The organism is Faecalibacterium sp. An58 (genome assembly GCF_002161515.1).
In the GTDB taxonomy this organism is placed as follows: domain Bacteria; phylum Bacillota; class Clostridia; order Oscillospirales; family Ruminococcaceae; genus Faecalibacterium; species Faecalibacterium avium.
Map to the genome: position 1 here is coordinate 349,903 of NZ_NFHX01000001.1, position 23,218 is coordinate 373,120.

26 protein-coding genes are annotated in these 23,218 nt (G+C 54.3%); 10 read left to right on the plus strand and 16 right to left on the minus strand.

Features of this window, described 5'->3' with window-relative positions; genetic code table 11:
* The first annotated feature begins 1 nt into the window (after nucleotide 1).
* From B5G12_RS01805 to B5G12_RS01835, 7 genes are all read left to right on the plus strand, one after another.
* On the plus strand, nucleotides 2-550 hold the full coding sequence (locus B5G12_RS01805; RefSeq protein WP_087323323.1) for a hypothetical protein: 549 nt from the start codon (nucleotides 2-4) through the stop codon (nucleotides 548-550).
* 78 nt (nucleotides 551-628) lie between these two features.
* On the plus strand, nucleotides 629-3,748 hold the full coding sequence (locus B5G12_RS01810; protein WP_087323546.1) for a YodL domain-containing protein: 3,120 nt from the start codon (nucleotides 629-631) through the stop codon (nucleotides 3,746-3,748).
* Between the two features lies 1 nt (nucleotide 3,749).
* The gene (locus tag B5G12_RS01815; protein WP_087323326.1) at nucleotides 3,750-3,965 is read left to right on the plus strand and encodes a transposon-transfer assisting family protein; all 216 of its coding nucleotides are present in this window, start codon (nucleotides 3,750-3,752) and stop codon (nucleotides 3,963-3,965) included.
* A 71-nt stretch (nucleotides 3,966-4,036) separates the two neighbouring features.
* Nucleotides 4,037-12,370, plus strand: coding sequence for a helicase-like domain-containing protein (locus B5G12_RS01820; RefSeq protein WP_087323328.1), 8,334 nt, complete (start codon nucleotides 4,037-4,039; stop codon nucleotides 12,368-12,370).
* A complete protein-coding gene (locus tag B5G12_RS01825; protein WP_087323330.1) occupies nucleotides 12,367-13,179 on the plus strand; it encodes a DUF3849 domain-containing protein in 813 nt (270 codons plus the stop codon). Before B5G12_RS01820 ends, B5G12_RS01825 begins: the two co-directional genes overlap by 4 nt.
* The gene (locus B5G12_RS01830) at nucleotides 13,176-13,520 is read left to right on the plus strand and encodes a plasmid mobilization protein (protein WP_087323332.1); all 345 of its coding nucleotides are present in this window, start codon (nucleotides 13,176-13,178) and stop codon (nucleotides 13,518-13,520) included. Before B5G12_RS01825 ends, B5G12_RS01830 begins: the two co-directional genes overlap by 4 nt.
* A gap of 124 nt (nucleotides 13,521-13,644) precedes the next feature.
* Nucleotides 13,645-13,956: a CD1845 family protein gene (locus B5G12_RS01835; protein WP_087323336.1), complete on the plus strand. Its 312-nt coding sequence runs from the start codon at nucleotides 13,645-13,647 to the stop codon at nucleotides 13,954-13,956.
* A gap of 32 nt (nucleotides 13,957-13,988) precedes the next feature.
* Here B5G12_RS01835 and B5G12_RS01840 read toward each other — a convergent pair whose 3' ends face one another.
* Entirely contained in the window at nucleotides 13,989-14,153 is a 165-nt protein-coding gene (locus tag B5G12_RS01840; protein WP_242955894.1) for a helix-turn-helix domain-containing protein, read from the minus strand.
* Between the two features lie 208 nt (nucleotides 14,154-14,361).
* Between B5G12_RS01840 and B5G12_RS01845 the strand changes: the two genes are divergently transcribed.
* Entirely contained in the window at nucleotides 14,362-14,841 is a 480-nt protein-coding gene (locus B5G12_RS01845; RefSeq protein WP_087323341.1) for an SLOG family protein, read from the plus strand.
* A 120-nt stretch (nucleotides 14,842-14,961) separates the two neighbouring features.
* On the opposite strand, the gene B5G12_RS01850 is transcribed toward B5G12_RS01845, so the two are convergent.
* Nucleotides 14,962-15,288, minus strand: a complete 327-nt coding sequence (locus B5G12_RS01850; protein ID WP_087323343.1) for a helix-turn-helix domain-containing protein — start codon at nucleotides 15,286-15,288, stop codon at nucleotides 14,962-14,964.
* Between the two features lie 153 nt (nucleotides 15,289-15,441).
* Between B5G12_RS01850 and B5G12_RS01855 the strand changes: the two genes are divergently transcribed.
* Nucleotides 15,442-15,888, plus strand: coding sequence for a hypothetical protein (locus B5G12_RS01855; RefSeq protein ID WP_087323345.1), 447 nt, complete (start codon nucleotides 15,442-15,444; stop codon nucleotides 15,886-15,888).
* Nucleotides 15,889-15,915: 27 nt separating this feature from the next.
* Nucleotides 15,916-17,331, plus strand: a complete 1,416-nt coding sequence (locus B5G12_RS01860) for a relaxase/mobilization nuclease domain-containing protein (protein WP_087323347.1) — start codon at nucleotides 15,916-15,918, stop codon at nucleotides 17,329-17,331.
* Nucleotides 17,332-17,570: 239 nt separating this feature from the next.
* Here the strand turns inward: B5G12_RS01860 and B5G12_RS01865 are convergent, their stop codons facing one another.
* The 14 genes from B5G12_RS01865 to B5G12_RS01930 form a co-directional block, all read right to left on the minus strand.
* Nucleotides 17,571-17,846 (minus strand): hypothetical protein, encoded by a 276-nt coding sequence (locus B5G12_RS01865; RefSeq protein ID WP_087323349.1) that lies wholly within the window; start codon nucleotides 17,844-17,846, stop codon nucleotides 17,571-17,573.
* Between the two features lie 90 nt (nucleotides 17,847-17,936).
* A complete protein-coding gene (locus tag B5G12_RS01870) occupies nucleotides 17,937-18,161 on the minus strand; it encodes a hypothetical protein (protein WP_087323351.1) in 225 nt (74 codons plus the stop codon).
* Between the two features lie 53 nt (nucleotides 18,162-18,214).
* Nucleotides 18,215-18,676, minus strand: a complete 462-nt coding sequence (locus tag B5G12_RS01875) for a hypothetical protein (protein WP_087323353.1) — start codon at nucleotides 18,674-18,676, stop codon at nucleotides 18,215-18,217.
* A gap of 30 nt (nucleotides 18,677-18,706) precedes the next feature.
* On the minus strand, nucleotides 18,707-19,378 hold the full coding sequence (locus B5G12_RS01880; RefSeq protein WP_087323355.1) for a DUF4367 domain-containing protein: 672 nt from the start codon (nucleotides 19,376-19,378) through the stop codon (nucleotides 18,707-18,709).
* Nucleotides 19,372-19,893, minus strand: coding sequence for an RNA polymerase sigma factor (locus B5G12_RS01885; protein ID WP_087323357.1), 522 nt, complete (start codon nucleotides 19,891-19,893; stop codon nucleotides 19,372-19,374). The genes B5G12_RS01880 and B5G12_RS01885 overlap by 7 nt, the downstream gene beginning before the upstream one ends.
* 45 nt (nucleotides 19,894-19,938) lie before the next feature.
* Nucleotides 19,939-20,454 (minus strand): hypothetical protein, encoded by a 516-nt coding sequence (locus B5G12_RS01890; protein ID WP_087323359.1) that lies wholly within the window; start codon nucleotides 20,452-20,454, stop codon nucleotides 19,939-19,941.
* Nucleotides 20,451-20,714 carry a hypothetical protein gene (locus B5G12_RS01895; RefSeq protein ID WP_087323361.1) on the minus strand — a complete coding sequence of 88 codons (264 nt, stop codon included), beginning with the start codon at nucleotides 20,712-20,714 and terminating at the stop codon, nucleotides 20,451-20,453. The genes B5G12_RS01890 and B5G12_RS01895 overlap by 4 nt, the downstream gene beginning before the upstream one ends.
* A 19-nt stretch (nucleotides 20,715-20,733) precedes the next feature.
* Entirely contained in the window at nucleotides 20,734-21,051 is a 318-nt protein-coding gene (locus B5G12_RS01900) for a hypothetical protein (RefSeq protein WP_087323363.1), read from the minus strand.
* Between the two features lie 68 nt (nucleotides 21,052-21,119).
* Complete coding sequence (locus tag B5G12_RS01905; RefSeq protein WP_144064079.1) at nucleotides 21,120-21,413, minus strand: hypothetical protein; 294 nt, start codon at nucleotides 21,411-21,413, stop codon at nucleotides 21,120-21,122.
* A gap of 182 nt (nucleotides 21,414-21,595) precedes the next feature.
* Nucleotides 21,596-21,853 (minus strand): hypothetical protein, encoded by a 258-nt coding sequence (locus B5G12_RS01910; protein WP_087323368.1) that lies wholly within the window; start codon nucleotides 21,851-21,853, stop codon nucleotides 21,596-21,598.
* 18 nt (nucleotides 21,854-21,871) lie between these two features.
* Entirely contained in the window at nucleotides 21,872-22,132 is a 261-nt protein-coding gene (locus tag B5G12_RS01915; RefSeq protein WP_087323370.1) for a hypothetical protein, read from the minus strand.
* A gap of 43 nt (nucleotides 22,133-22,175) precedes the next feature.
* Nucleotides 22,176-22,502, minus strand: coding sequence for a hypothetical protein (locus tag B5G12_RS01920; RefSeq protein ID WP_087323372.1), 327 nt, complete (start codon nucleotides 22,500-22,502; stop codon nucleotides 22,176-22,178).
* 69 nt (nucleotides 22,503-22,571) lie between these two features.
* The gene (locus B5G12_RS01925; RefSeq protein ID WP_144064080.1) at nucleotides 22,572-22,799 is read right to left on the minus strand and encodes a hypothetical protein; all 228 of its coding nucleotides are present in this window, start codon (nucleotides 22,797-22,799) and stop codon (nucleotides 22,572-22,574) included.
* The gene (locus B5G12_RS01930; protein WP_087323376.1) at nucleotides 22,777-23,208 is read right to left on the minus strand and encodes a hypothetical protein; all 432 of its coding nucleotides are present in this window, start codon (nucleotides 23,206-23,208) and stop codon (nucleotides 22,777-22,779) included. Before B5G12_RS01930 ends, B5G12_RS01925 begins: the two co-directional genes overlap by 23 nt.
* Nucleotides 23,209-23,218 lie beyond the last annotated feature (10 nt).

The window sequence follows — 23,218 nt, forward strand, 5'->3', positions numbered from 1 at the left end:
TATGGCAGAGGAAAAAGACAGCAAGTGGCAGTGCTATATCATCCCGGACCTTGCCACCTGGACGGGAGCAGCAGGGAGCAAACCCCATACACCCATCGAGTTCTATGACACCTACGAGCAGGCGGCAGCCCGGTTTCAGGAGCTGCGCTCTGAACCCTATAACAGCGAGGACCTGTCGGCGGCCCGTCTGACCTTTGGCGTCCAGCGGGAGGACCCGCCCAGCGCTGCCGACCTGCTCCAGGTCCGACAGGGCAAAAACTACCTGGTGGACGATTACACTCGGATGGATGCCGTGAACCAGAGTCCCGAAGTTATGGGCATCCTGAAGCAGATGCGGAAGGACCTGGGTTTTGACCGGGTCCGCAGCTATGAACGAGATGCCTACGGGGGCTTTTGTGGTCCTAAAGATATGGCTTTTGCCCGGTGGAAACACCCGCTCAAACCGATGCTGAGGAAATCAGTCTTGAGAGATCTGAAAGAAACCGGCAGCAAGACAGAACCCACCCCGAAAGCACCGCATCGGGGGAAAACAAAGGAGCATGAAATGTGACTTTTTATCACGTCCGAAAGGCAGGGAAGCATCGCTCCCTGCCTTCTTTTTTGCTCAAAGGACCGCCGGTGAGTGAACATGGCTGAAAACATCTTTGCAACCGTCCGGCAATCCATCCTGGTCCGGGAGGCGGCAGAACTCTACGGAATTGAGGTTAACCGAAGCGGCATGGCTTGTTGTCCGTTTCACGATGACCATACCCCCAGCATGAAAGTAAATGAGGATTACTTCTACTGCTTTGGCTGTGGGGCTACCGGCGATGTGATTGACTTCACGGCCCGCCTCTATGACCTGTCCCCCAGGGAAGCTGCAGAAAAGCTGGCCCAGGACTTTGGGCTGAACCATGACAGACAGACTTCCTCTGGAAAAAAGTATGTCCGGCAAAAAACGGAGGGGCAGAAATTCAGGGAGGCCCGGGACCACAGTGTTCGTGTCCTGACCGACTACTACCAGCTGCTTCAAAGGTGGGAAAGAGACTATCCACCCAAAACACCGGAGGAGCGGCTGCATCCCCGCTTCACAGAAGCCATTCAGAAGAAAAGCTATGTAGGGTATCTGCTGGACACCTTTCAGGCGTACAGCAAAGAAGAACAAAAGCTGTGGATTGCTGAACACCAGTCAGAAATCACAGCTATGGAAAGGAGCGTGGAAATCATGGCCGACAAACCCACCAGCCGGGAGAGGCTGCAGGAAATCACGGCAGGCATCGAGCAGGGCATCAAGAACCTGTTCGAGAGTGAGAAATATGCGCACTATCTGTCTGTCATGTCCAAGTTTCACCGCTATTCCGTCAACAACACCATGCTGATTTATATGCAGCGTCCTGACGCCACTCTGGTGGCAGGGTACAACAAATGGAAAAACCAGTTTGGCCGCCATGTGAAAAAGGGAGAGCATGGCATTACCATCATCGCTCCCACGCCGTATAAAAAGCGGATCGAGGAGATGAAGCGGGACCCGGACACCCAGGCTCCGATCCTGGATGCAGACGGCAAGGCAGTCATGGAGGAAAGGGAAATCGAAATCCCCATGTTCCGCCCGGTCAAAGTGTTCGATGTAAGCCAGACAGACGGTAAGCCCCTGCCGGAACTGGCATCCAAACTTTCCGGCACAGTGCCGCACTATGAGGCATTTCTGGAAGCCCTGCGGCGCTCCGCTCCGGTCCCCATCGAGTTTGAGACGCTGAATGCCAATCTGGACGGCTATTTCTCCTCCGATCAGCAGCGAATCGCCATCCGGGAAGGGATGAGCGAGGTGCAGACCATCTCTGCCGCCGTCCATGAGGTGGCACACAGCAAGCTCCATGACCCCAAAAAGTATGAGGCAGAACCTGCCTGGAAGATTGTCATGGTGAGCGAGGGCGGCACCAAAAAGGACTATCGTTTGGACTTTGCCACCGAAGCAGAGGCAGAACAGGCCGCCGCCGAAGATGGATGGCGCTATGTGGACGAAAATCAGTTCGAGTGGCGGTTGGAAGTGGAGGAAGATCGGACGGCAGTGAAGCAGGCCGCCAAGAATCGCAACACCGAGGAAGTGGAGGCAGAAAGCATCTCCTATGCGGTCTGTCAGTATTTCGGCATCCAGACCGGCGAAAACAGCTTTGGCTATATTGCATCCTGGTCCGAGGGCAAGGAGCTGAAAGAGCTGCGGGCCAGCCTGGAGACCATCAACAAGACTTCCGGCGAGCTGATTGACAACATCGAGCGCAACTACAAGGAGATCTGCAAGGAGCGCGGCATTGACTTGGCTGCCGCGCCGAAGCAGGAACGTGACCCCATCGAAGTGCTGGCTGAGGACATCGACGAGTTTGCCTTTGACTACGATCCGTATGAGTACCACGATACCGTGGACGACCGTGAGGATGCGCTGAAAGAACTGACAATCACACTGCGCAGCGGCGAAGCCGGCGGGACGCGGAACTGGCTCCAGAACATCGTCGATGAGGACGATCCCGGGGAAATGACCGAGAAGGCCGCCCTGCTGCTGGACCGTTTGAATCAGCTGGTGCCGGAAACAAAAGCAGAACGGATTTCCCACAGCATCCAAAACGCTCCGCCCGGGGCCGAACAGCGTGAGGCTCTGCTGATCCTGGATGATGTTGCGTATCTCCATGTTCAGCCCCATGGTGCCGGATGGGACTACACGCTCTACGATGCGGCGACCATGGAGCCGATGAACAGCGGCCAGCTGGATAGCCCCAGTATGGGCCGGGCCGAAGCCATCGGTCATATCTGCGATGACCTCGGGATGGGCGACAAGTCCATCCGGTATGCACCGCTGTCCATGATCGAAACGCTGCAGGAGACTGCCAGCCAGCAGAGTGCGGCCCAGTTCCCCGGTGCCAAAGAACAGGCACTGGACGAATATCCCATGCCGGACCCGGCGCTGTCCGAGGAAGAACTGGCAAAGTGCAGCTGCCTGGACAGCGACCTTCTGCCCCTGTCAAAAGAGCGGGCCAACGAGCTGATGGAGCGGGACCTGACCGTGTATATCATCCAGGATGGAGAAAAACCGGAGATGGCCTTTGATGTTGCCGAACTTGACGCCCATGACGGCATCTTTGCACTGTCCCGCGATGAATGGGAGAAAACCTCGGAATTTCATGGCCGGGTTCAAGACCGAATGAACCATCAGGAAGAACGGGAGCGGGCCTTCCTCGACTTTGGGGGCGACTGTTTTGCCATCTATCAACTCAAACAAACGGACGGTCTAAGGGACATCCGCTATGAAGGGCTGGAACGGCTCAAGGCCAGCGGGCAGGAAGTGGAGCACAGCAACTATGACCTGGTTTACACGGCTCCGCTGACCAGTCCCGGCAGTACGTCGGAGCAGTTGGGCAGGCTGTACGAGCAGTTCAATTTGCAAAAGCCGGCAGACTTTCACAGCCCGTCCATGAGTGTCAGCGACATCGTTGCAATCAGGCAGGGCGGCAGGTTATCATGTTATTACTGTGACAGCATTGGCTTTGAGCAGATCCCCGGATTCCTTCCGGGCAATCCGCTGAAAAATGCGGAAATGTCGGTGGAAGATGATTACGGCATGATTGACGGCATCATCAACAACGGCCCCAAAGAGCCGCAAGACAAAGATCCGCAGGAACAGGAAAAGAAGAAGTCCGTAAGGGAACAGCTGCAGGCCAAACCCAGAACCAAACACAAAAAGACAGCGCCTAAAAGGAGCGCAGAAAGGGAGATGTGATATGCAGGATTTCACCTTTGACGAGACCAATCTCATGTGCATTTACAACGGAGGCAACAGGGAACTGCTGATCCAAGTTCTGACCGAGATGCGCGGCCATCTTACACCGGAGGAAAAGGAGCTGCGGGAACTGACAGACCACACCCTCGAAAAACTCCGTGCCATGAGCGATGAGGAGTTTGCAAAACTGGAACTGTACCCGGATTTCGACGAGTAGGCACACAACGAGATGGAGCGGCTTTATGGCCGCTCCATTTTTTATGAAACAGGAAAGGAGGACCGAAAACCATGCCAACCAAGGCGGAAATGTATGCGCAGATGGCCGAACAGGTAGCAGCCAAACTCACCGATAGCTGGCAGGAGTGGACGGGTTTTCTTACCACGGCTGCCCGCCTCTACAAGTACACGTTCCAGGATCAAATGATGATCTATGCCCAGAGGCCGGACGCCACCGCCTGTGCCGAGTACGACCTTTGGAATGACAAGATGGGGCGGTATGTGCGGCGCGGGTCCAAGGGCATTGCTCTGGTGGACGATACCGGCGACCGTCCCCGGCTGCGCTATGTGTTCGACATTTCGGACACCGGAACCCGTGAGCATTCCCGCACCCCCTGGCTGTGGCAGCTGGAGGAACAGCACAAAGGACCGGTATCCGCCATGCTGGAGCGCAGCTATGGAGCATCTGGAGACGATCTTCCCCAGCAGATCATCGACGTGGCTGGAAAATTAGCCGGGGCATATTGGGAGGATCATCGGCGGGACTTCTTCCACATCGTTGACGATTCGTTCCTGGAGGAGTACGATGATTATAACATCGAGATGCAATTCAAGGCAGCCACCACCGTCAGCATCTCCTACGCCCTGATGTCCCGCTGTGGCCTGGAACCGGAACGCTACTTTGACCGCGAAGATTTCATCACAATCTCCGACTTCAATAGTCCGGCCACCATTGGTGCCCTGGGAGAGGCGGTCAGCCAGTCCAGCGAGCAGGTACTGCGGCAGATTGGCGTCACCATCCGAAACTATGAGCGAGAGCATACCGCAGAAAGGAGCATGAACCATGGAGAACAATCTGACTTACACCCGCAACGGCGACTACCTGATTCCGAACCTGACCTTGAGCGAACAGCCGTCGGAGCCCCTGGGCAAGTACGGACGGATGCGGAAAGCGTACCTGAAGGAGCACCGGCCCCTGATTTACAATCAGCTGCTGATGAGCGAGAAGCTGTACCCGCACCTGCTGGAGATCGACAAGACAGCGAACAGCCGTCTGGAACAGATGATGCCTCAGCTGGCGAAGGAAGCGGGAGCGACGGAGGAGCTGAAAGCCCGCGATCCGATGCAGTGGGTGGGCCTGATGAACACCTGCAAGGCACAGGCCGAGGAAATCCTGATGGCGGAACTCATCAACAGCTGAGTTTTTTCCCCAGTGAAGCGGAGCAAATCGAACAGATCGACCGACGAGCGGAGACCGAAAAAGTCTCCGCTTTTTCTTTTTCTGGGGAGGATATTGCGCTGGCCCTGGCCAGCGGCAGCGGCTTTGCCCAGGGCAAAGAACGGATTGCGGCTTATTTTGCGGAAAACCACACCCCCAAAGAACGGGCCGAGTTTTTGAAAAACGAGTACGGCATCGGAGGGCAGACCTGGACTTTCCTGGATGGCAGCCACGGTTTTCTGGAATACAATGCCCGCGGCATCCAGCTGCGCTCCTATCCCGAGGGACAGGAACAGCGGTTTTCCTGGTCTGATGCGGCAAAGAGAATCGGCGTGCTGATTGCTGCCGGCAAGTATCTGGACGAAGCGGAACGGCCTGACCTAGGTGTGTGGGACTACAACGGCGTCAAGGAACGCCACCCGGATGATCTGGTCCTTTACCAGATGGGAGACTTCTTCGAGTTGTACGGCGAAGATGCCCGCACTGCCGCTGCAGAGCTGAACCTGAACCTTTTCAGCCGCTCCATTCCGGGCGGAGGCCGGGTGGAGATGTGCGGATTTCCAGCGACCCAGTTGGAACAAACTGTGGAACGGTTGCGCGACAAGCACGATGTGACGGTTTCCGCCCAGCAGAAGGGCAGCGCCCAGCGCCGGGAATATACCATCCTCTCCATCGACCACGAAGCAGAGCAGGCCATTGATGCCCACGAGGCTGAGTTTGGCGCAGATGGATTCCGGGCGTTCCCGGATGAGGAAGCAATTCAAAATGCAACCATCCGGGAATTACACGAGCGATACAAGCCCATTGTGCTGGAGGCGGTCGCCCGGGATGCCAGATACGGGAATGTTTGCAGCGACGGCGACCGAGAACGCGCGGTAATTGAAGGCCGGGCGGCCATCCAGCGGGCTGTTTTGTCATCTGGCAACCAGGAATTGCTCCACCTCTATGCCTATATCCCAGAATTTCGGAAGCGCATAACGCAGGAAATTATCGACGAGACCTATCCCAAGCTCTATGAGCTGCTGCACCCCCTCTCGGATGCAGACATTGACAAGGCCATCCAGAACTGGAATGGCAAAATCGAGAGTAAGCACGCTGTTGTCCGCTATATGAAAAACCATGCACGCGAAAAAGACACCGCTGCATGGCTGGCCCATGAGTATGACGGCAGTGATGGTAAAACCCCGTTTACAGTCCGTCCCGGAAGTCCGGTCAGGACAGAGCTGCCCTGGCCCAAAGTTCAGCGGCGGATTGCCCAGCTCATCAAAGAGGACCGTTTTTACACCCAAGTCGAGCGGGATAACCTGGATGATGTGGACCCTGTTTCGATCCGGGAAACCCTGGCTGATCGAGGTATCGTAAAAGGCCAGGTGGTGGAACCTGAAAAGCTGGACAACGATCCCTTTATTCGGCAGGTGGTCGAGGACGCCGAGCAGGCAGCCGCAGGACCTGTCGTTGATGCACCGGAGGAGCCGGAACCGGAAGCCCTGTCCGATGCAGAGTATGCCCGTCAGAATCTGATTCCGGGCGAAACCGCTTTTGACCTGGATGACCGCCGGTTCATGGTGGATCAGGTGGACTTGGATTTAGAGCGCGTCAGCCTGCGGGATGTGACCTTTGCCGAGGCCACCGGTTTCCCCATCTTCCGCTCGGAGTCGATTGCCGCAATCCGTCAGTACCTGGAACAGGAAGCGGCCCCGGCCAAACCTGAGAAGCCCTTGACGGCGGAGGACGTGACCGACATCCAGGTGGAAAGCAGCAGCTATTCCGCGATCTCTCGGGAAAAGGAGTATCATCTATCCTGCAAGATCAACGGGGTGCCGGACACGCTGGTCTACACCGTCTCCCAGCACGATGATGGCGAAGGCTTTACCATCCAGAGCCAGAAGGACGATATCTGGAAGAAGATGTCCCGCCCGGAGCTGGAAAAGTTGGAGGATGTACTGGCCAGAGCGGTGGAGTTTGACTACTGGAGCAAATCCATCGAACACGCGGCGGATGCAGACGCCCTTGAAGTAGTGACACTGGATTACCGGTGGGCCGAAAACCTGAATCTGAGCGATGCGCAGCAGGATGCACTTTGGAGCCAGATCGAGACCCGCAGGGCGCAGCTGACCGCCCAGCCCACCTTTGTGACGGAACCGGTGGCAGCCTACCCGGCAGAGGAAACAAATCTGCCCTATGATGTAGTGGTCGAAAAACTCCACATCGAGCCGCCCATTGAGTCTCACGAACAAGAAACGCCTGCGCCTCCCGCCCGGAACTTCCGCATCTCCGACAGCCACCTGGGGGAGGGCGGTCCCAAACAGAAGTTTGCCCGCAATGTGGAGGCCATCCGCACCCTGCAAACGCTGGAGTCTGAAAACCGGAACGCCACCCCGGAAGAACAGGAAACCCTGTCCCAGTACGTCGGGTGGGGCGGCCTGGCAGATGCCTTTGACCCGGACAAGGACGGCTGGGCCAAGGAGTACGTCCGGTTGAAGGAACTGCTCTCTCCCGAGGAATATGCCGCTGCCCGGGCCAGCACCCTGAACGCCCACTACACCAGCCCCACCGTCATTCACGCCATCTATGACGCAGTGGAGAAGATGGGCTTCCAGACTGGCAACATCCTGGAACCTTCCTGCGGCGTGGGCAACTTCTTCGGGATGCTCCCCGAGAGTATGGCGGGAAGCAAGCTGTATGGCGTGGAGCTGGACAGCATTTCGGGCCGTATTGCTCAAAAGCTCTACCCGGAGGCCAACATCACGGTGGCGGGCTTTGAGACCACCATGCAGCAGGACTTCTACGATCTTGCCATCGGCAATGTGCCATTTGGCAACTACAAGGTCAACGACAAAGCCTACAACAACCTCGGTTTCTCCATCCACAACTATTTCTTTGCCAAAGCTCTTGACCAGGTGAGGCCGGGCGGCGTGGTGGCCTTTGTCACCAGCCGATACACGATGGATTCCAAGGATTCCGCCGCCCGCAAGTATTTGGCCGAGAGGGCCGACCTGCTGGGGGCCATCCGGCTGCCCAACAATGCGTTCCGTGCCAATGCCGGCACCGATGTGGTGTCCGATATCATCTTCCTGCAAAAACGTGATCGGCCCATCGACCGGGAACCTGACTGGGTACAGCTGGGTCAAACCGAGAGCGGCATCTCCATCAACCAGTATTTTGTGGACCATCCTGAGATGGTTCTGGGAGAACTGACCACCGAGAGCACCCAGTATGGCCGGGAGGAAAGTACCGTGCTGCCCCTGGAAGGTGCAGACCTGGGAGAACAGCTGAAGGAGGCCGTGAATCAGATTCACGGCACCTACCAGGAGGCAGAGCTGCCGGACCTGGGGGAGGGAGAGGCCATTGAAACCTCTATCCCGGCTGATCCCAATGTGAAAAACTACTCCTACGCGGTATTGGATGGAACGGTCTATTTCCGGGAGAACAGCCGGATGGTGCGCCCGGAGCTGAACGCCACCGCCGAAGCCCGTGTGAAGGGAATGGTCGGCCTGCGGGGTTGTGTCCAGGAGTTGATCGAACTGCAGATGGATGCCGCTGTGCCGGACAGCGACATTCAGGAAAAGCAAGCAGAGCTGAACCGGCTCTACGATGACTTCTCTGCCAAGTACGGTCTAATCAATGACCGGGCAAATCGGCTGGCCTTTGCCGATGATTCCAGCTACTACCTGCTCTGCGCACTGGAAGTGATCGACGAGAACGGCAAACTGAAAAGCAAGGCCGATATGTTCTCCAAGCGGACCATCAAGCCCCACAAGGCTGTGACATCTGTGGACACGGCCAGCGAGGCGCTGGCCGTATCCATTTCCGAAAAAGCCTGTGTGGATATGGAGTATATGGAGCAGCTCACCGGCAAGCCCCGTGACGAGCTGGCTGAGGAGCTGAAAGGCGTGATCTTCCGTCTGCCCGAGCCGGTGCCGGAGGGAGAACAGCCCCGCTATGTGACCGCTGACGAGTATCTGTCCGGCAATGTGCGCAAGAAACTGCGGCAGGCGCAGCTGGCAGCACAGCAGGACCCGTCCATTGCCATCAACGTGGAAGCCCTGGCCGCTGCCCAGCCCAAGGACCTGGATGCCTCGGAGATCGAGGTGCGCCTGGGCGCCACCTGGATCGACAAAAAGTATATCCAGCAGTTCATGTACGAGACGTTTGACACACCGTTTTATATGCGGCACGGTAGTATTCAGGTAAACTATTCTTCGTACACCGCGGAGTGGCAGATCACAGGGAAAAACTACCCGTCCCGGAATGATGTGGCAGCCTACACCACCTACGGCACCGACCGGGCCAATGCTTATCGGCTGCTGGAGGATGCGCTGAATCTGCGGGACATCCGCATCTACGACACCATTGAAGATGTGGACGGCAGAGAAAAACGTGTGCTGAATGCCAAGGAAACCACCCTGGCCGCGCAAAAGCAGCAGGCCATCCGGGATGCCTTCAAGGACTGGATTTGGCAGGACCCGACCCGCCGCCAGGCCCTGGTGCGGCAGTACAACGAGGAGATGAACGCCACCCGTCCCCGTGAATATGACGGCTCCCATATCACTTTCGGCGGCATGAACCCTGCCATCACCCTGCGGGAACACCAGCTGGGGGCGATTGCCCATGTGCTGTACGGCGGGAATACCCTGCTGGCCCACGAAGTGGGTGCGGGCAAGACCTTCGAGATGGTGGCCGCCGCCATGGAGAGTAAGCGCCTGGGCTTGTGTCAGAAATCCCTCTTTGTGGTGCCCAACCACCTGACGGAACAGTGGGCTTCCGAGTTCCTGCGGCTCTATCCCTCTGCAAAGATTCTGGTGACAACCAAGAAGGATTTTGAATCCCACAACCGGAAAAAGTTTTGCAGCCGGATTGCCACCGGCGACTACGATGCCGTTATCATCGGCCACAGCCAGTTTGAGCGTATCCCCATCAGCCAGGAGCGGCAGGAGCGGCTGCTTCAGGAGCAGATTGATGAGATCACCGAGGGCATCGCAGAGGTGAAGTCCAACGGCGGCGAGCGTTTCACCATCAAGCAGCTGGAACGTACCAGAAAATCTCTGGAAGCCCGGCTGGAAAAACTCCAGGCCGAGGGCCGCAAGGATGATGTGGTGACCTTTGAACAGCTGGGCGTGGACCGCTTATTTGTCGATGAAGCGCATAATTATAAGAACCTCTTTTTATACACGAAAATGCGGAATGTAGCCGGCCTTTCCACCAGTGACGCCCAGAAATCCAGCGATATGTTTGCCAAATGCCGTTATATGGATGAAATCACTGGGAGCCGAGGCGTGGTTTTTGCCACTGGCACCCCTGTGTCCAACAGCATGACCGAGCTCTACACCATGCAGCGGTATCTTCAGTATGACCGCCTGCAGGAGCTGAACATGACCCACTTCGACTGCTGGGCCAGCCGATTTGGGGAGACAGTCACAGCTTTGGAGCTTGCCCCTGAAGGAACTGGATATCGAGCGAGAACGAGGTTCAGCAAGTTCTTCAATCTTCCCGAGCTGATGAACCTGTTCCGGGAAGTTGCCGATATCAAAACCGCCGACCAGCTCCATCTGCCCACGCCGGAAGTGGAGTACCACAACGTGGTGGCCCAGCCCACCGAGCAGCAGCAGGAAATGGTGAAGGCACTCTCTGAACGTGCCTCTCTGGTTCACAGCGGCACGGTGGACCCCTCTCAGGACAATATGCTCAAGATCACCAGCGATGGCCGGAAGCTGGGGTTGGACCAGCGGATCATCAACCAGCTGCTGCCGGACGAATCCGGCACCAAGGTCAACCAGTGCGTGGACAACATCATGCAGATCTGGCAGGATGGCCAGGCCGACAAGCTGACCCAGCTGGTGTTCTGCGATATCTCGACGCCCCAGGCAGCCCCGTCCAAAAAGGCAGCCAAGGCGGTGGACAATCCTGTCCTTCACTCGCTGGAGCAGGCAGTGCCGCTGACTGATGCAAAGCCGGCATTTACGGTCTATGAGGATATCCGGCAAAAGCTGATCGCCCGCGGGATGCCCGCTGAACAGATTGCCTTTATTCACGATGCCAACACCGAGGTGCGGAAAAAGGAACTGTTCGCCAAGGTGCGCACCGGTCAGGTGCGTGTCCTGCTGGGCAGTACCGCCAAAATGGGAGCAGGAACCAACGTGCAGGACCGGCTGGTGGCTCTGCATGACCTGGATTGCCCGTGGCGTCCGGGAGACCTTGCCCAGCGCAAGGGCCGTATCGAACGTCAGGGCAACAAGAATCCGCTTGTCCATGTGTACCGCTATGTGACAGAGGGAACCTTTGACGCTTACCTCTGGCAGACGGTGGAGAACAAGCAGAAGTTCATCAGCCAGATCATGAGCAGTAAAAGCCCGGTGCGCTCCTGCGATGATGTGGATGAAACGGCACTCTCCTTTGCGGAGATCAAGGCCCTGTGTGCCGGTGATCCCCGAATCAAAGAACGGATGGACCTGGATGTGGAGGTCTCCAAGCTCAAGCTGATGAAGGCCGATCACAAGAGCAAGCAGTATCGGCTGGAAGATCAGCTGCTGAAATTCTATCCCCAGGAGATTGAAAAGCACAAGGGATTCATTCAGGGATTTGAGGCAGATATGGAAACGCTGGCGGCTCACCCTCACCCGAAGGATGGGTTTGCCGGGATGGAAATTCGGGGCACTGTGCTGGATGACAAGGAGAAGGCGGGCGCTGCTCTGCTGGATTTCTGCAAGGAGCTGAAGGGCACTGACCCGGTGCAGCTCGGCAGCTACCGGGGCTTTGCCATGTCGGCAGCGTTTGATGCGTGGAAGCAGGAAGTTACCCTGATGCTGAAAGGCCAAATGACCCATCGGGTAAGTCTTGGCACCGATCCCCGCGGCAATCTTACCCGTATCGAGAACGCACTTGCCCAGATGCCCTATCGTCTGGAAGCGACCAAAGCGAAACTGGACAATTTGTATCAGCAGCAGGCCGCAGCCAAGGAGGAAGCGGGAAAGATTTTCCCCTATGAGGATGACCTGCGGGTCAAATCGGCCCGTCTCGTGGAACTGGATACCGCCCTGAATCTGGACGGCAAGGGGCAGCCCCAGCCTGAACAGGTAATGGCCAAGAGTGCCCGGCCTTCGGTGCTGGCCGAACTGAAAGCCACTGCTGCCAGCAAGCCCTCTGTCACCAAACCCAAAACCCATGAAAAGGAGGTGGATGCCCGATGACCAACGCGGAACTGAACACAGCCCTTTATGAGAAAATGTTTGCAGAGCAGGAGCAGTACAAGGACTGGCTGCTGACACAGCCGCCTGCGAAAATCCTGGATTGCAGCTACGAGTATACGGTACGAGAGAACTTCCTGATGTCTTTGGAGTACAACAGCCTGACCAACGACCAGGCCGCCGCCCTGCTGGCCTGTCCTGACGTGCTGAAAGACCTTTTTCATCAATATGAGAAGATGGGGAACAGCCAAATGGAGGAAGTCTGGGCCTGCTTTGAGAACCGGGCAGAGCAGGTCCAGGCCGTGCAGGGACAGGCAAAAGAGTCACTCTACTGGCACAGTTCCGCCCGTAGGCAGGAACATGGTGAACCGGCACCATATCGTAATTCCGATCGGATCAACGCCCAGTGTAAAGAAGCCATTGAAGCGGCGATTGGCGCTCATTATAAGGAAAACCGGCTGGACGCCAAAGCAGCGGCACAGGAAGTTCTGGACAAGTTTGGACCCGAGCGGGTTCAGACTGTCCTTGCTGCAACAGTGCAGGACAAGGACTGGGATGCCCGCATTTCCGGTGAGAATAAAGCGTGGGCACAGACGGTGCCCATGCCGGAGGGCAGCGAGGATGGAAACCGGCGCTCCCATTGGGTGGTGGACAGCCATCCCGGACTCGTCAATCTGTTTGTGGATCAGGTCCGGGACCTGGTTCGGGAACGGGAGAAGGAAAAGCCGTCGGTGATCCAGCAGCTCAAACAGGAGCCGACCGCCGGTAAGACCAGGGCAGCGCCTCCAAAGAAGCGGGAGCCGGAAAGATGACTGTCCCCAAGCGGAAACGGAACATCCAGCTCAACTTCCGGGTGACAGCCGAGGAGCTGAAACAGATCGAGGAAAAGATGGGGCAGCTGGGTGTTTTCAACCGGGAAGCCTATCTGCGGAAGATGGCTTTGGACGGCTATGCCGTCAAACTCGATCTGCCGGAGCTGAAAGAACTGCTGTCTCTCCTGCGGCGCAGCAGCAACAACCTCAATCAGCTTGTCCGAAGGGTCAATTCCACCGGCCGCGTCTATCAGGAAGATTTAGCTGACCTCTCCAGGCGTCAGGAGGAGATTTGGGAAGGAGTGCATACGATCTTGACACAGCTGGCAAATATCTCATAAGAAAAAGGGGAGAGGCGGTGCGGTTGGCATCGTCTCTCCCTGTTTTTTTATTGGTTGACATCCTTGCCTTTTGGGCAGGGATTTGAGACAATCAATACAGAAAACAACGAAGGAGGCCCTGAAAATGACTGCTCTGTTCTCGATCTTTAAGCTTTTGCTGAAAATTGCAGCAGCCCCTGTCGTAGCCATTCTGGCCCTGTTTGTCTGGTTTTGCACCTGGCTGGTGTGTGTATCTGGTGCGGTTCTGGGACTGGTCAGCCTGCTCCTTTGCGTTTGTTCGGTGCTCCTGTTTCTCAGTTCGTCTGTGACGGGCGGCATCATTTACCTGGTTCTGGCCTTTTTGGCAAGTCCTTTTGGGCTGCCTACCGCTGCGTTATGGTTGTTGGACAGGATTCAAGGACTTCGGTATCTGATCCAGGAAAATGTCTATGGATGAAAAAAGGCTGTCGGGATTCTCTCTCGGCAGCCTTACTTTTTGAAAGATACGATATCGTTGGGGGTACATCCGATGATGTCACAAAGTTTTTCCAGTGTAAGCAGGGTAATGTTCTTGTTCTTTTTGAGGGCATCGAGCGTTTTGTTGTCGATGCCGTTCTTCAAGAGCTGGTATTGCGTGACATTGCGTTTTCGCATTGTCTCCCACAATGGGCTGAAATCAATCATGCGGCCTACCATCTTCCCCAAATGTTATCAACTCAATTATAGGGTGGCTGCGGGAAGCTGCATATTGTGGATATAATCACAATATAGTATAATGAATATAGGAGCGAGGAAGTGATTTTATTCTATATCAGGATGCGCTTTCCTCGATGCACTGTACAAGCTGAAAAAGGTGGCTGTGATGAGCAAATTGGGAATGAGAAAACACACCTGTTGTTTTACTGGACACCGCCCGGAAAAGCTGAGAATCTCGGAGCAGGCTGTCATCTCACAACTTGAAGCAGCAATTCAGAATGCAATCCAGGAAGGCTATACAACCTTTATCTCTGGAATGGCCAAGGGTGTGGACATCTGGGGAGCTGAACTGGTTTTGCAGCATCCCCAGGTCCGGCTAGTCTGTGCGGTTCCATTCAGAGGATTTGGAATGCGGTGGGAAAGTGATTGGACAGAACGGTTTTGCCGGATTATCCAAAAGGCGGACGAAGTAGTCTATATCTGTCCCGGTTATTCAACGGACGTGTTCCAGACGCGCAATATCTGGATGGTCGATCACTCATCACTGGTGATTGCGGCGTATAATGGAACTCCGGGAGGAACAAGGAACACCATTATGTATGCCCAGTCCCAGGCGGACTGTGAGATTCGCTATCTTCCGCTGTAGTCGGGAGAACAGTACGGAATGAATTTAATACGGAATAGGGCGGCCTGAAATTACAGGCCGCCTTTTAAGAGTTTTGGATAAAATAAAAAGAAGCCAGCCGGTTTTCGCCAGCTGGCTATTTTACTGCTCTGTGTGTTCCAGGACTGCCTTTATCATGGTTAGGACAAGTTCCTGCTTTTGCGGGGGAGCGTCCTTCCAGAGCTTTTCCACTTCACGAATGGTACTGATCTCGTTCTCTGTCAGTTCATCCTGCAGCAGATAGTCTGGTGAAATACGAAGTGCCTTGCAGATGTCGATGAAGACCGGCAGACTTGGCATTTTAGTTCCGCCTTCGATCTGTCGGAGATAGGTTGCATTGATGTTGCAGAGTTCTGAAAGCTTGTCTGAAGTAAGCCCCCGATCTTTTCTGACTGTATTGATGCGCTTTCCCAACTGGTTCTGTCCCATGCTGTATACCTGCCTGTAAGCTATTAGAAGTCATTCTATGTACTTTTAGACTACATTATGATTGAGACTTTTGATAGTGTCTGTTAGACTATATGGTATAAGCTAATAGCTTTGAGCCGGGAACATGATGCAGACAGAAAGGGAGGGTTTAGGATGATCGTAACATTTTGCGGCCACAGGGAAATTGCGCAGACCACAGAAGTTGAGGAATGGCTGCAAACCGTGATCCATAGTCTGATTGAACAGGGAGCGACAACTTTTTACCTTGGCGGATACGGCGCTTTCGATGGATTGGCTGCATCTGTTCTGCGCAAGGAAAAGAAAAATCATCCCTCGATTGAACTGATTCTTGTCCTGGCATACCTGAACGGCAGACAGGATGCTGTGGGTTATGATGGTTCTGTATATCCAGAACTTGAAAAGATACCGCGCCGCTTTGCGATTCTGCATAGGAATCGCTGGATGGTACAGTCAGCAGATGTAGTCGTAGCCTATGTTCTTCATGATTGGGGTGGGGCGGCGACAACATTGCGATATGCCAAACAAAAAAGAAAAAGGATTATCTCATATTCTGAAGGAACAAGAGGACAGCATCTCTAGCTGCTCCTTTGAAAGGAGGGGAGAAAAGTGGCCACCACCCGCATCATGCCGCTGCACACCGGGAAGGGCCGAACCGTAAAACGCGCCATCCGGGATATCATCGGGTATGTAAAGAACCCGGAAAAGACGGATGACGGCAGGCTTGTCACCAGCTATGCCTGTGACAGCCGGACTGCGGACGCCGAGTTCCTGTTGGCCAAGCGGCAGTATACAGCAGCCACGGGCAGGGTACGGGGCAAGGATGATGTGATTGCCTATCACCTGCGGCAATCCTTTGTGCCGGGAGAGATCACAGCGGAGGAGGCAAACCGCCTCGGCGTGGAGATGGCGCGGCGGTTCACCAAAGGCAATCACGCTTTCATTGTCTGCACCCATATCGACAAGGCCCATGTTCATAATCACATCATTTGGAGTGCAGTTAACCTGGACTGCGACCGGAAATTCCGCAATTTCTGGGGCAGCACCCGGGCGGTGCGGCGGCTCAGCGACACCATCTGCATTGAGAACGGATACTCCATCGTGGAGAATCCAAAGCCCCATGGAAAGAGCTACAACAAATGGCTGGGCGATCAGGCCAAGCCGTCTCACCGGGAGCTGCTGCGCACTGCAATCGACGAAGCATTGGCCAGAAAACCGGCAGATATGCCGGCCTTTCTGAAGGAGCTGGAACAGTCGGGCTGCACGGTTGGCCAGAGAGGGAAGAACATCACCCTCTGTGCCCCTGGCTGGAAAAAGCCGGCCCGCATGAGCAGCTTGGGCAAAGGCTACACCCAGGAGGATGTGGCTGCAGTTCTGTCCGGGGAGAAAGAGCACACGCCGCGCAAAAAGTCTGTTGCCGCTGTACCGGCACCCCCCAAGATCAACCTACTGGTAGATATTCAGGCAAAACTCCAGGCAGGGAAGGGCATGGGGTACGCCAACTGGGCCAAGATGTTCAACTTGAAGCAGATGGCCCAGACCATGATGTATCTGTCGGAGCATAACCTGATGGACTATGCGGTCCTGAAAGAAAAGGCATCCTCTGCCACGGCCCGCTATGATGCGTTGGCCGCCCGGATCAAGGCGGCGGAAAACCGGATGACCGAGATTGCAGAGCTGCGAACGCAGATCATCAACTATGCCAAGACCCGAGAGGTATATGAGGCTTACCGGAAAGCCGGGTACAGCAAAAAGTTCCTGGCCGAGCATGAGGGAGACATCCTGCTCCACAAGGCTGCCAAAGCAGCCTTTGACAAACGGAAACTGAAGAAGTTGCCCAAGGTCAAGGAGCTGAGCACAGAGTATCAGGAACTGTTGGCCGAAAAGAGAAAGCTCTACTCGGAGTACCGCCGCGCCCGCGATGAGATGCGGGAACTGCTGACGGTGAAGGCCAACGTGGACCGGATTATGAACCAGGACAAGGAAAAAGACAAGGAGAAAGATCGTCAGACTGACCGCGACTGAGATCAGAAACAGAAACCGCCGGACGTGGGGGCTGTATGCCCCTGCGTCCGGCTTTTATTTTTGTCACAGGTGACCATGAATCTTATTAAAAAATGCACATAAAAACAGCGGCTTTGTCTTAAAAAGCCGCTGCCTGCTTGTACTGTTTGTCGGTGCTCCTTACTCTAACTGATGTGACAAACAGTTCTATTGTTTTTTGATGCGCTCTAAATCAATTACCTGTCCATTTCCATCGAATGTTAAAATGATCTTGTACGAAATATCATCGAATTCATAGACATCCGTGTCTGCGTTACTTTCAATCTTATTTGATTTGCCCCATTTCTCGTCAATATTAATACGGTACTGGCCAACATTTTATCCTGAAGTTCTTTCTCCGTGTACTTTTCTATTTCTCCAACTTCGACTATATCTATATAGCCCTCCGGGCTGCTGGGAAAGAAGTGCATCCCAATATAGACGATAGCTGCCAGGAGAACCACACAGGCAACCATTATAAGGCCGCGTTTTTGCATATTATTCAGCCTCCTGTGTTCAGAACACCTTGAAGTTAATTTCCTGTTTACGTTTTTGCATATAAACCTGCCATAAGCAAACGTGTTGGTTCATTTTTCAGGGTCAAACAAGCCCCATACAGCAATCACCAGTCCTAGAAGGGTCAGTCCCAGGAAGGTGTACAGGGCAGGCAGAAGGCCGTACCGGGAGATATTCCACAGAGCAGAGGACTGGCCGTTCAGCGTCCAATCATTTGCCATGGAGCCGGCCAGCAGCATGGCAGCTGAAAGGGAACCAGAACAAAACAGCATCATGCCAAAAAGCAGTTTCTTCATCGTGTTTCCTCCTTGCAGGGAAAGGACAGCCTGTTTTTACGGCACCAAGCAGCTCAGTAGAGCGCTGGCAGCTCGCTCTCAGCTACGTCTGTGACCGGATAGTCGTAGTTGTTCCAGCAGGCTCCCAGGTCGGCGGAGGTGAAATAGTCCGTTTCCCAGTCGGTCATTTTAATCCGCCCGGATTTCACAGCGATGGCAGAATAAACAACTTCATAGGTCTTGCCGTCGGTGCAATGGAACCGGAAGCTGGTCACAGAGCCACCGGCAACAGGTTCGGTTTTCTTGTCCTTCAGGGAAATGCTTTCCAGCAGGTCGCATAGGCTTTTCATGTCTACAGGATCAGTGATGATTTTTTTCTGGGCTTGTGCTGGATTCTGAAAGCGGAACATCTCAACCTTGTCCAGATCTGCCGGCTCAAAGGGCAGTTCGATGTACACCGTCCGGGCGCAGGCAGCCAGAAAAATGCTTAGAAGTAGTCCTAGGGTGACGGCCAGTGCCAATAGCAGTTTTCTCATAGTGATTACCTCCTTTGTGTTTCAATGAGATCAAGCGGGGATGCTTTCCGCAATCTGAATTAGTGTGGATGCCGGCAGGGGAGCGGTGAGGCAGTAGATGGTGTCGCCGGAGGCGGAGAGCCAGACCAGAGCGTTGGCGGATTCCGGGTCGCTTTCCAGGTAGAAATCGGCGTCCTGTCCGTTCACCGAAACCGTTTGCATCACAGCATCCTGGGGGAGCAGGAACAGGCTGGTGGCGTCTGCCCCGCGGGAATAGATGAAGGAGATCATCCGGCCATCGCTGTCGGTGTAAACCATCATGGAGGTGGTGTCAGTGATGGTTTGCTTTTGCTTTTCAAAACCCTCGGGAACCCATGCAGGTTCGGGAATGGAGAGGTCAAGGGAATCCGGCGCAGATGCCACAAAGCGATATTCGGTAAAGGATTCGTATTGCTGCCGGACCCAGGCAAAGAAGGCAGCCCGTGCCTGGACATCCACGGTGAGCCATGTGGTGCCGGCCAGGATGACCAGCAGCAGGAAGCAGGCGGCCCGCTGCAGCAGCGGGTATAAGACCGGGTGCCGCGCCCTGTGAAGCAGCCGGTTCATCCGGCGCTCAAACCGGGCGGAAAAGACGTGCTCCTGTCCCATGGTGGCCAGGAGAGAATTGCAAAGGGCGCTGTCGGCTTCGGCAGCAGCTGTGCAGAGCATTTCGTCGGTCAGCATAGGGCGTTCTCCTTTTCATAGAGTTCTTTCAGCTTGCGCTTGGCCCGATAATCCAGGCTGGAAGCTGCGGAAAAGGACAAGCCCATCAGGGCTGCCGCCTCTTTGACGCTGTAGCCCTGATGATACCGCAGCAAGATCATTTCCCGGTACCGGGCGGGGAGCTTCAGGATACAGGCCGCCAGAAGATTTTCTCCATCGTAAGAAACCGGGACCCCAGCAAGTTCCTCCTGCAGTTCCACGGTGGGATGCTTTTGCCGGCGGCGGTACTGGTCAATGGCCTTGTTCTCGGTGATGGTGACAACATAGCACCGGGTTTTGGGAGAAATGGGCTGGTCAATGTTCTGGATATGCTGGGCAATGCTCAGGAACGCCTGATGTACCGCGTCCTCGGCGTCCTGTTCATTGTGGAGGATCTGGTTGGCCGCATGAAACATCAGCCCCCTGTATTCCAGGTACAGCTGCTCAAATTTGGACCGATCCTCCGGGGTGTCGATCATTTGCAGATAGACAATCATTCCAAAACCTCCCCGCAGGGCAGCAGCGGCCAGTTTTCAGGCCCATCAGGTGTCCAGCTCGCAGCAGTAAAGGGTGTCTGTGTCGGTGTCATAGAGGCCAAAGGTAAAATTGAAGGAGCCGCGGTCCAGGATGTCAGACCCAGGGGCTTTGCCGCCTTCAGCCTGCCGATCCAGGAGAACATAGTATCCGTTTTGAACCGCCGGCACCAGCGGATTGCCGCTGTCATCCGTCAGAAAAGGGCCGATCTGCCAGGAGGCATCACCGGTTTCCTCCGATAAGCCGTAGACAAGAACCTGGGTGGTCTGGTCCACCGGGAGAGGATGCCAGGCATCGCTGGCCTGAACCTGTTCCAAAACGGTATCATCCTGGAAGGAAAGAACAATACAGGATGTTCCGTCGCCGTTGCCGCTGTGGGTATCATAAGAGGAAACCTCGCTGCCGGCTGAAAGGTCCAGGCTCAGGGCTTCCGATGCAAGATCCTGGGGCGTTTTGGCTTTGCAGGCCGTCAGGCCGGCCAGAAGAAAGAATGCCGTCAGCGCGGCAAAGATATTCTTTTTCACAGTATCCTCCCGTAAATATAGGATAGAGAAGGCAAAGGAGAAGGGGGATTTGCTGGCTGATTTCTTCCAGCAGCAATCGTGATCCAAATAATAAATGAAAAATAGATGATAAGGACGATCATCAAAACGGTGATGCTATGTTTGGCGATTTTGGACAGTGACTTTCTTTTTGCAAGCAGCACAATAAGGAGTATCACGAACACACAGCCCGCCGCCGTCAATACAATGTAATTCAGAGAAAAATTTAACACGAATTCCATGCGATTGTCCTTCCTGGTTCTACTGATTGGACAGGCCACAGATGACGGCTTTGTCATCATTGTTGTGGTAATTGACGGTAAGTGTAATGTTGTCCTTGATCGTCCAAATATCTTCCATGGGGCTGCTTTCATCAGGGCTGCCCCAAACTTCGGCTAACTGCCCCCTGCGGTAGCCGCATACAATCCGATTCACCTCAGCTTCTTCCATTTGGGCGATGGCAGCAAGGCTTGGTAAGTTGTCGGTGCTTTTTCGGTTGTGGTATCCGAAAAACCATGCAGCTGCCGCCAAAATGAGGATGGTGATGATTGCAATAAGGACGGTTGTTTTCTTTTTCATATTACACGACCCCTTCCTGTCGCATTCTGCTCGGTTACATGGATGGGACTGGCTGCATAGGTAGGCGCTCATTCCTTTTTGCACAGCTTTCCCGCCCCTGTACCGATCAGCATACCAATGGTTGAAAGGAGAATGGCGGCAATAAAATCGACGATATCGGGAAACGATGCGACACCTGCGAGGACAAATTGTGCAAGTGAGAGTGTCAATAAGCTGTAGAGCAAGTATGTAATGGAAAAGAGGACTGGTGTGATCCAGGCGAGCCGTAAGGGTAAACGCTGTATACCTATAATGATGGAGAAAACAAAAATGATGATGGGCAAAGAGACATACTGTACCACAATCACATGGAGCATTGCCATTTGAGAATTGTTATAAAAAACCAGAAGGAAATCGCAAGGGCCGCCCATATAAATCCATATATGGCTGCTATTTTACAAAGGTGACGATTCCATTTGTTGTTATGGTGGCGTTCCATATCCAGAACCTCTCTGTCCGTCTTTAGAGAAAAGAATTCGGAATTCATCTTTTCCGCAGCAGGAGATTATATTCCGAACTGGGTAATCAGTCCAATGGCGATGCAGATAAGGCCGGCCATGCGGGCAATCTTTTGGGCACCTTCTTCACCGTAGCGGAACTTTGCCTGTTCCGGGTAGACGGGATGGATCACAAACAGCAGGCCGTAGAGAATCCAGGCCAGATTGAGAAAAATGCTATTGTGCAGCACAGCGGCCAGGATGCCGCAGACACACAGCAGAATCATTCCCAGGCCAATCTGTTTTCCAAAAGTCCATTGCTTCATAAAAAGCTCCAATCTGTTTTAACGGTGCTTGTCAAACCAGGAGTTCCAGGTGGGGCGGGAGGATTTGGTATTCTTGCGGAGGCCGTACACAAACAGAACAGTCATCAGCAGGGTAAACACCACCATAAAGGTTCCCTTTACTGGTGAGCCGACGAAAACGGCAATTCCTGCGAACAGGGCCAAGATACAGCCCATTACCACAGCATAAAGAACCGGATGTTTTTCATGCAGAGAGAATAAAAGGTTACTGAGAATCATGTCAGACAGAAAATCAATCATGTAGGACACTCCTTTCGTATTGAAACCTGGATTCCATTTGAAGTTAAACTGATCGGTTGCTTTTTCTATTTTGAGCGGATGCGATGGCTCCGGCAGCCAGAAGGAGGACGGGCCATAGAAGCAAGCCATAGACAGCAGCAATACCGTAATTGATGTAGCCGGGATTGCCATAATAGACAACAGCCCAGATCAAATCGGTGAGGGCCTCTGAAATCAGAAACCAAACGACAACATGGACCGCGCCGGTTCTGGTCCGATTCACTTCCTGGATCAGCAAGAACACAAAGTATAGGGCGGCGCACAGAAGCCATCCGGCCAGCCAATATTCAGCGTCATACACTTGGCCAATGGAGACGATTGCGGTAATCATTTGAGCGTTCTCTCCTGTTTTGAATCGGTGATATCTGTTTCCATGAGGGAACAAGGGAAAAGATCCTTGTCAAGATTTCCAGCCATATCGTCCGGTCAGTACGGCTGCTACGTCGAAGACAACAGCAAAGCCAATGAGAAAATACCGGACAATATTGCTCAGGTCCAGGACGCCGCTGCCGGTTATCGTTACAGCGCCCAACACGGAGGCAATGGCAAGCAGCGTCAGGATAACGGTTATAGTTTTGCAAAGAGTCTTGTTCATGAAAGCTTCCTCAATCGGCTTGATAGAAGTCATATACACCTTCTGCCCAATCCAGAATTGCATCGTAAGCAACACCGTCTCCAGGGGTGAAGGTGGTTCCCTCAATCTCCATGGAAGTTGAGCCGAGAAGCACGACGATTTCCTGCCCGCCGCGTACCTTTTCGCGGGGATTGTAGGTGAAGCGATAGAGCCATTCTTCACTGAACCCATTCTGAGAGCTCTGAATGTCCATATCTGCGATGGAAGCTGTTGAATCTGCGTTATCAACAAAGACCTGCTGATGATCCGCTTGGTCCGCATATTCCAGTTTCACAACAGGAGCCGAACGGATTGTTTCCATCAGGCTGTTTTCCATGGGTACGTTCTGACGGTTATGCGGCGCAAGTACAAGACAGGCGGAACTCAATGCGATCAAAACAAGTACGAACAGCTTTTTTTCCATGGCGATATCC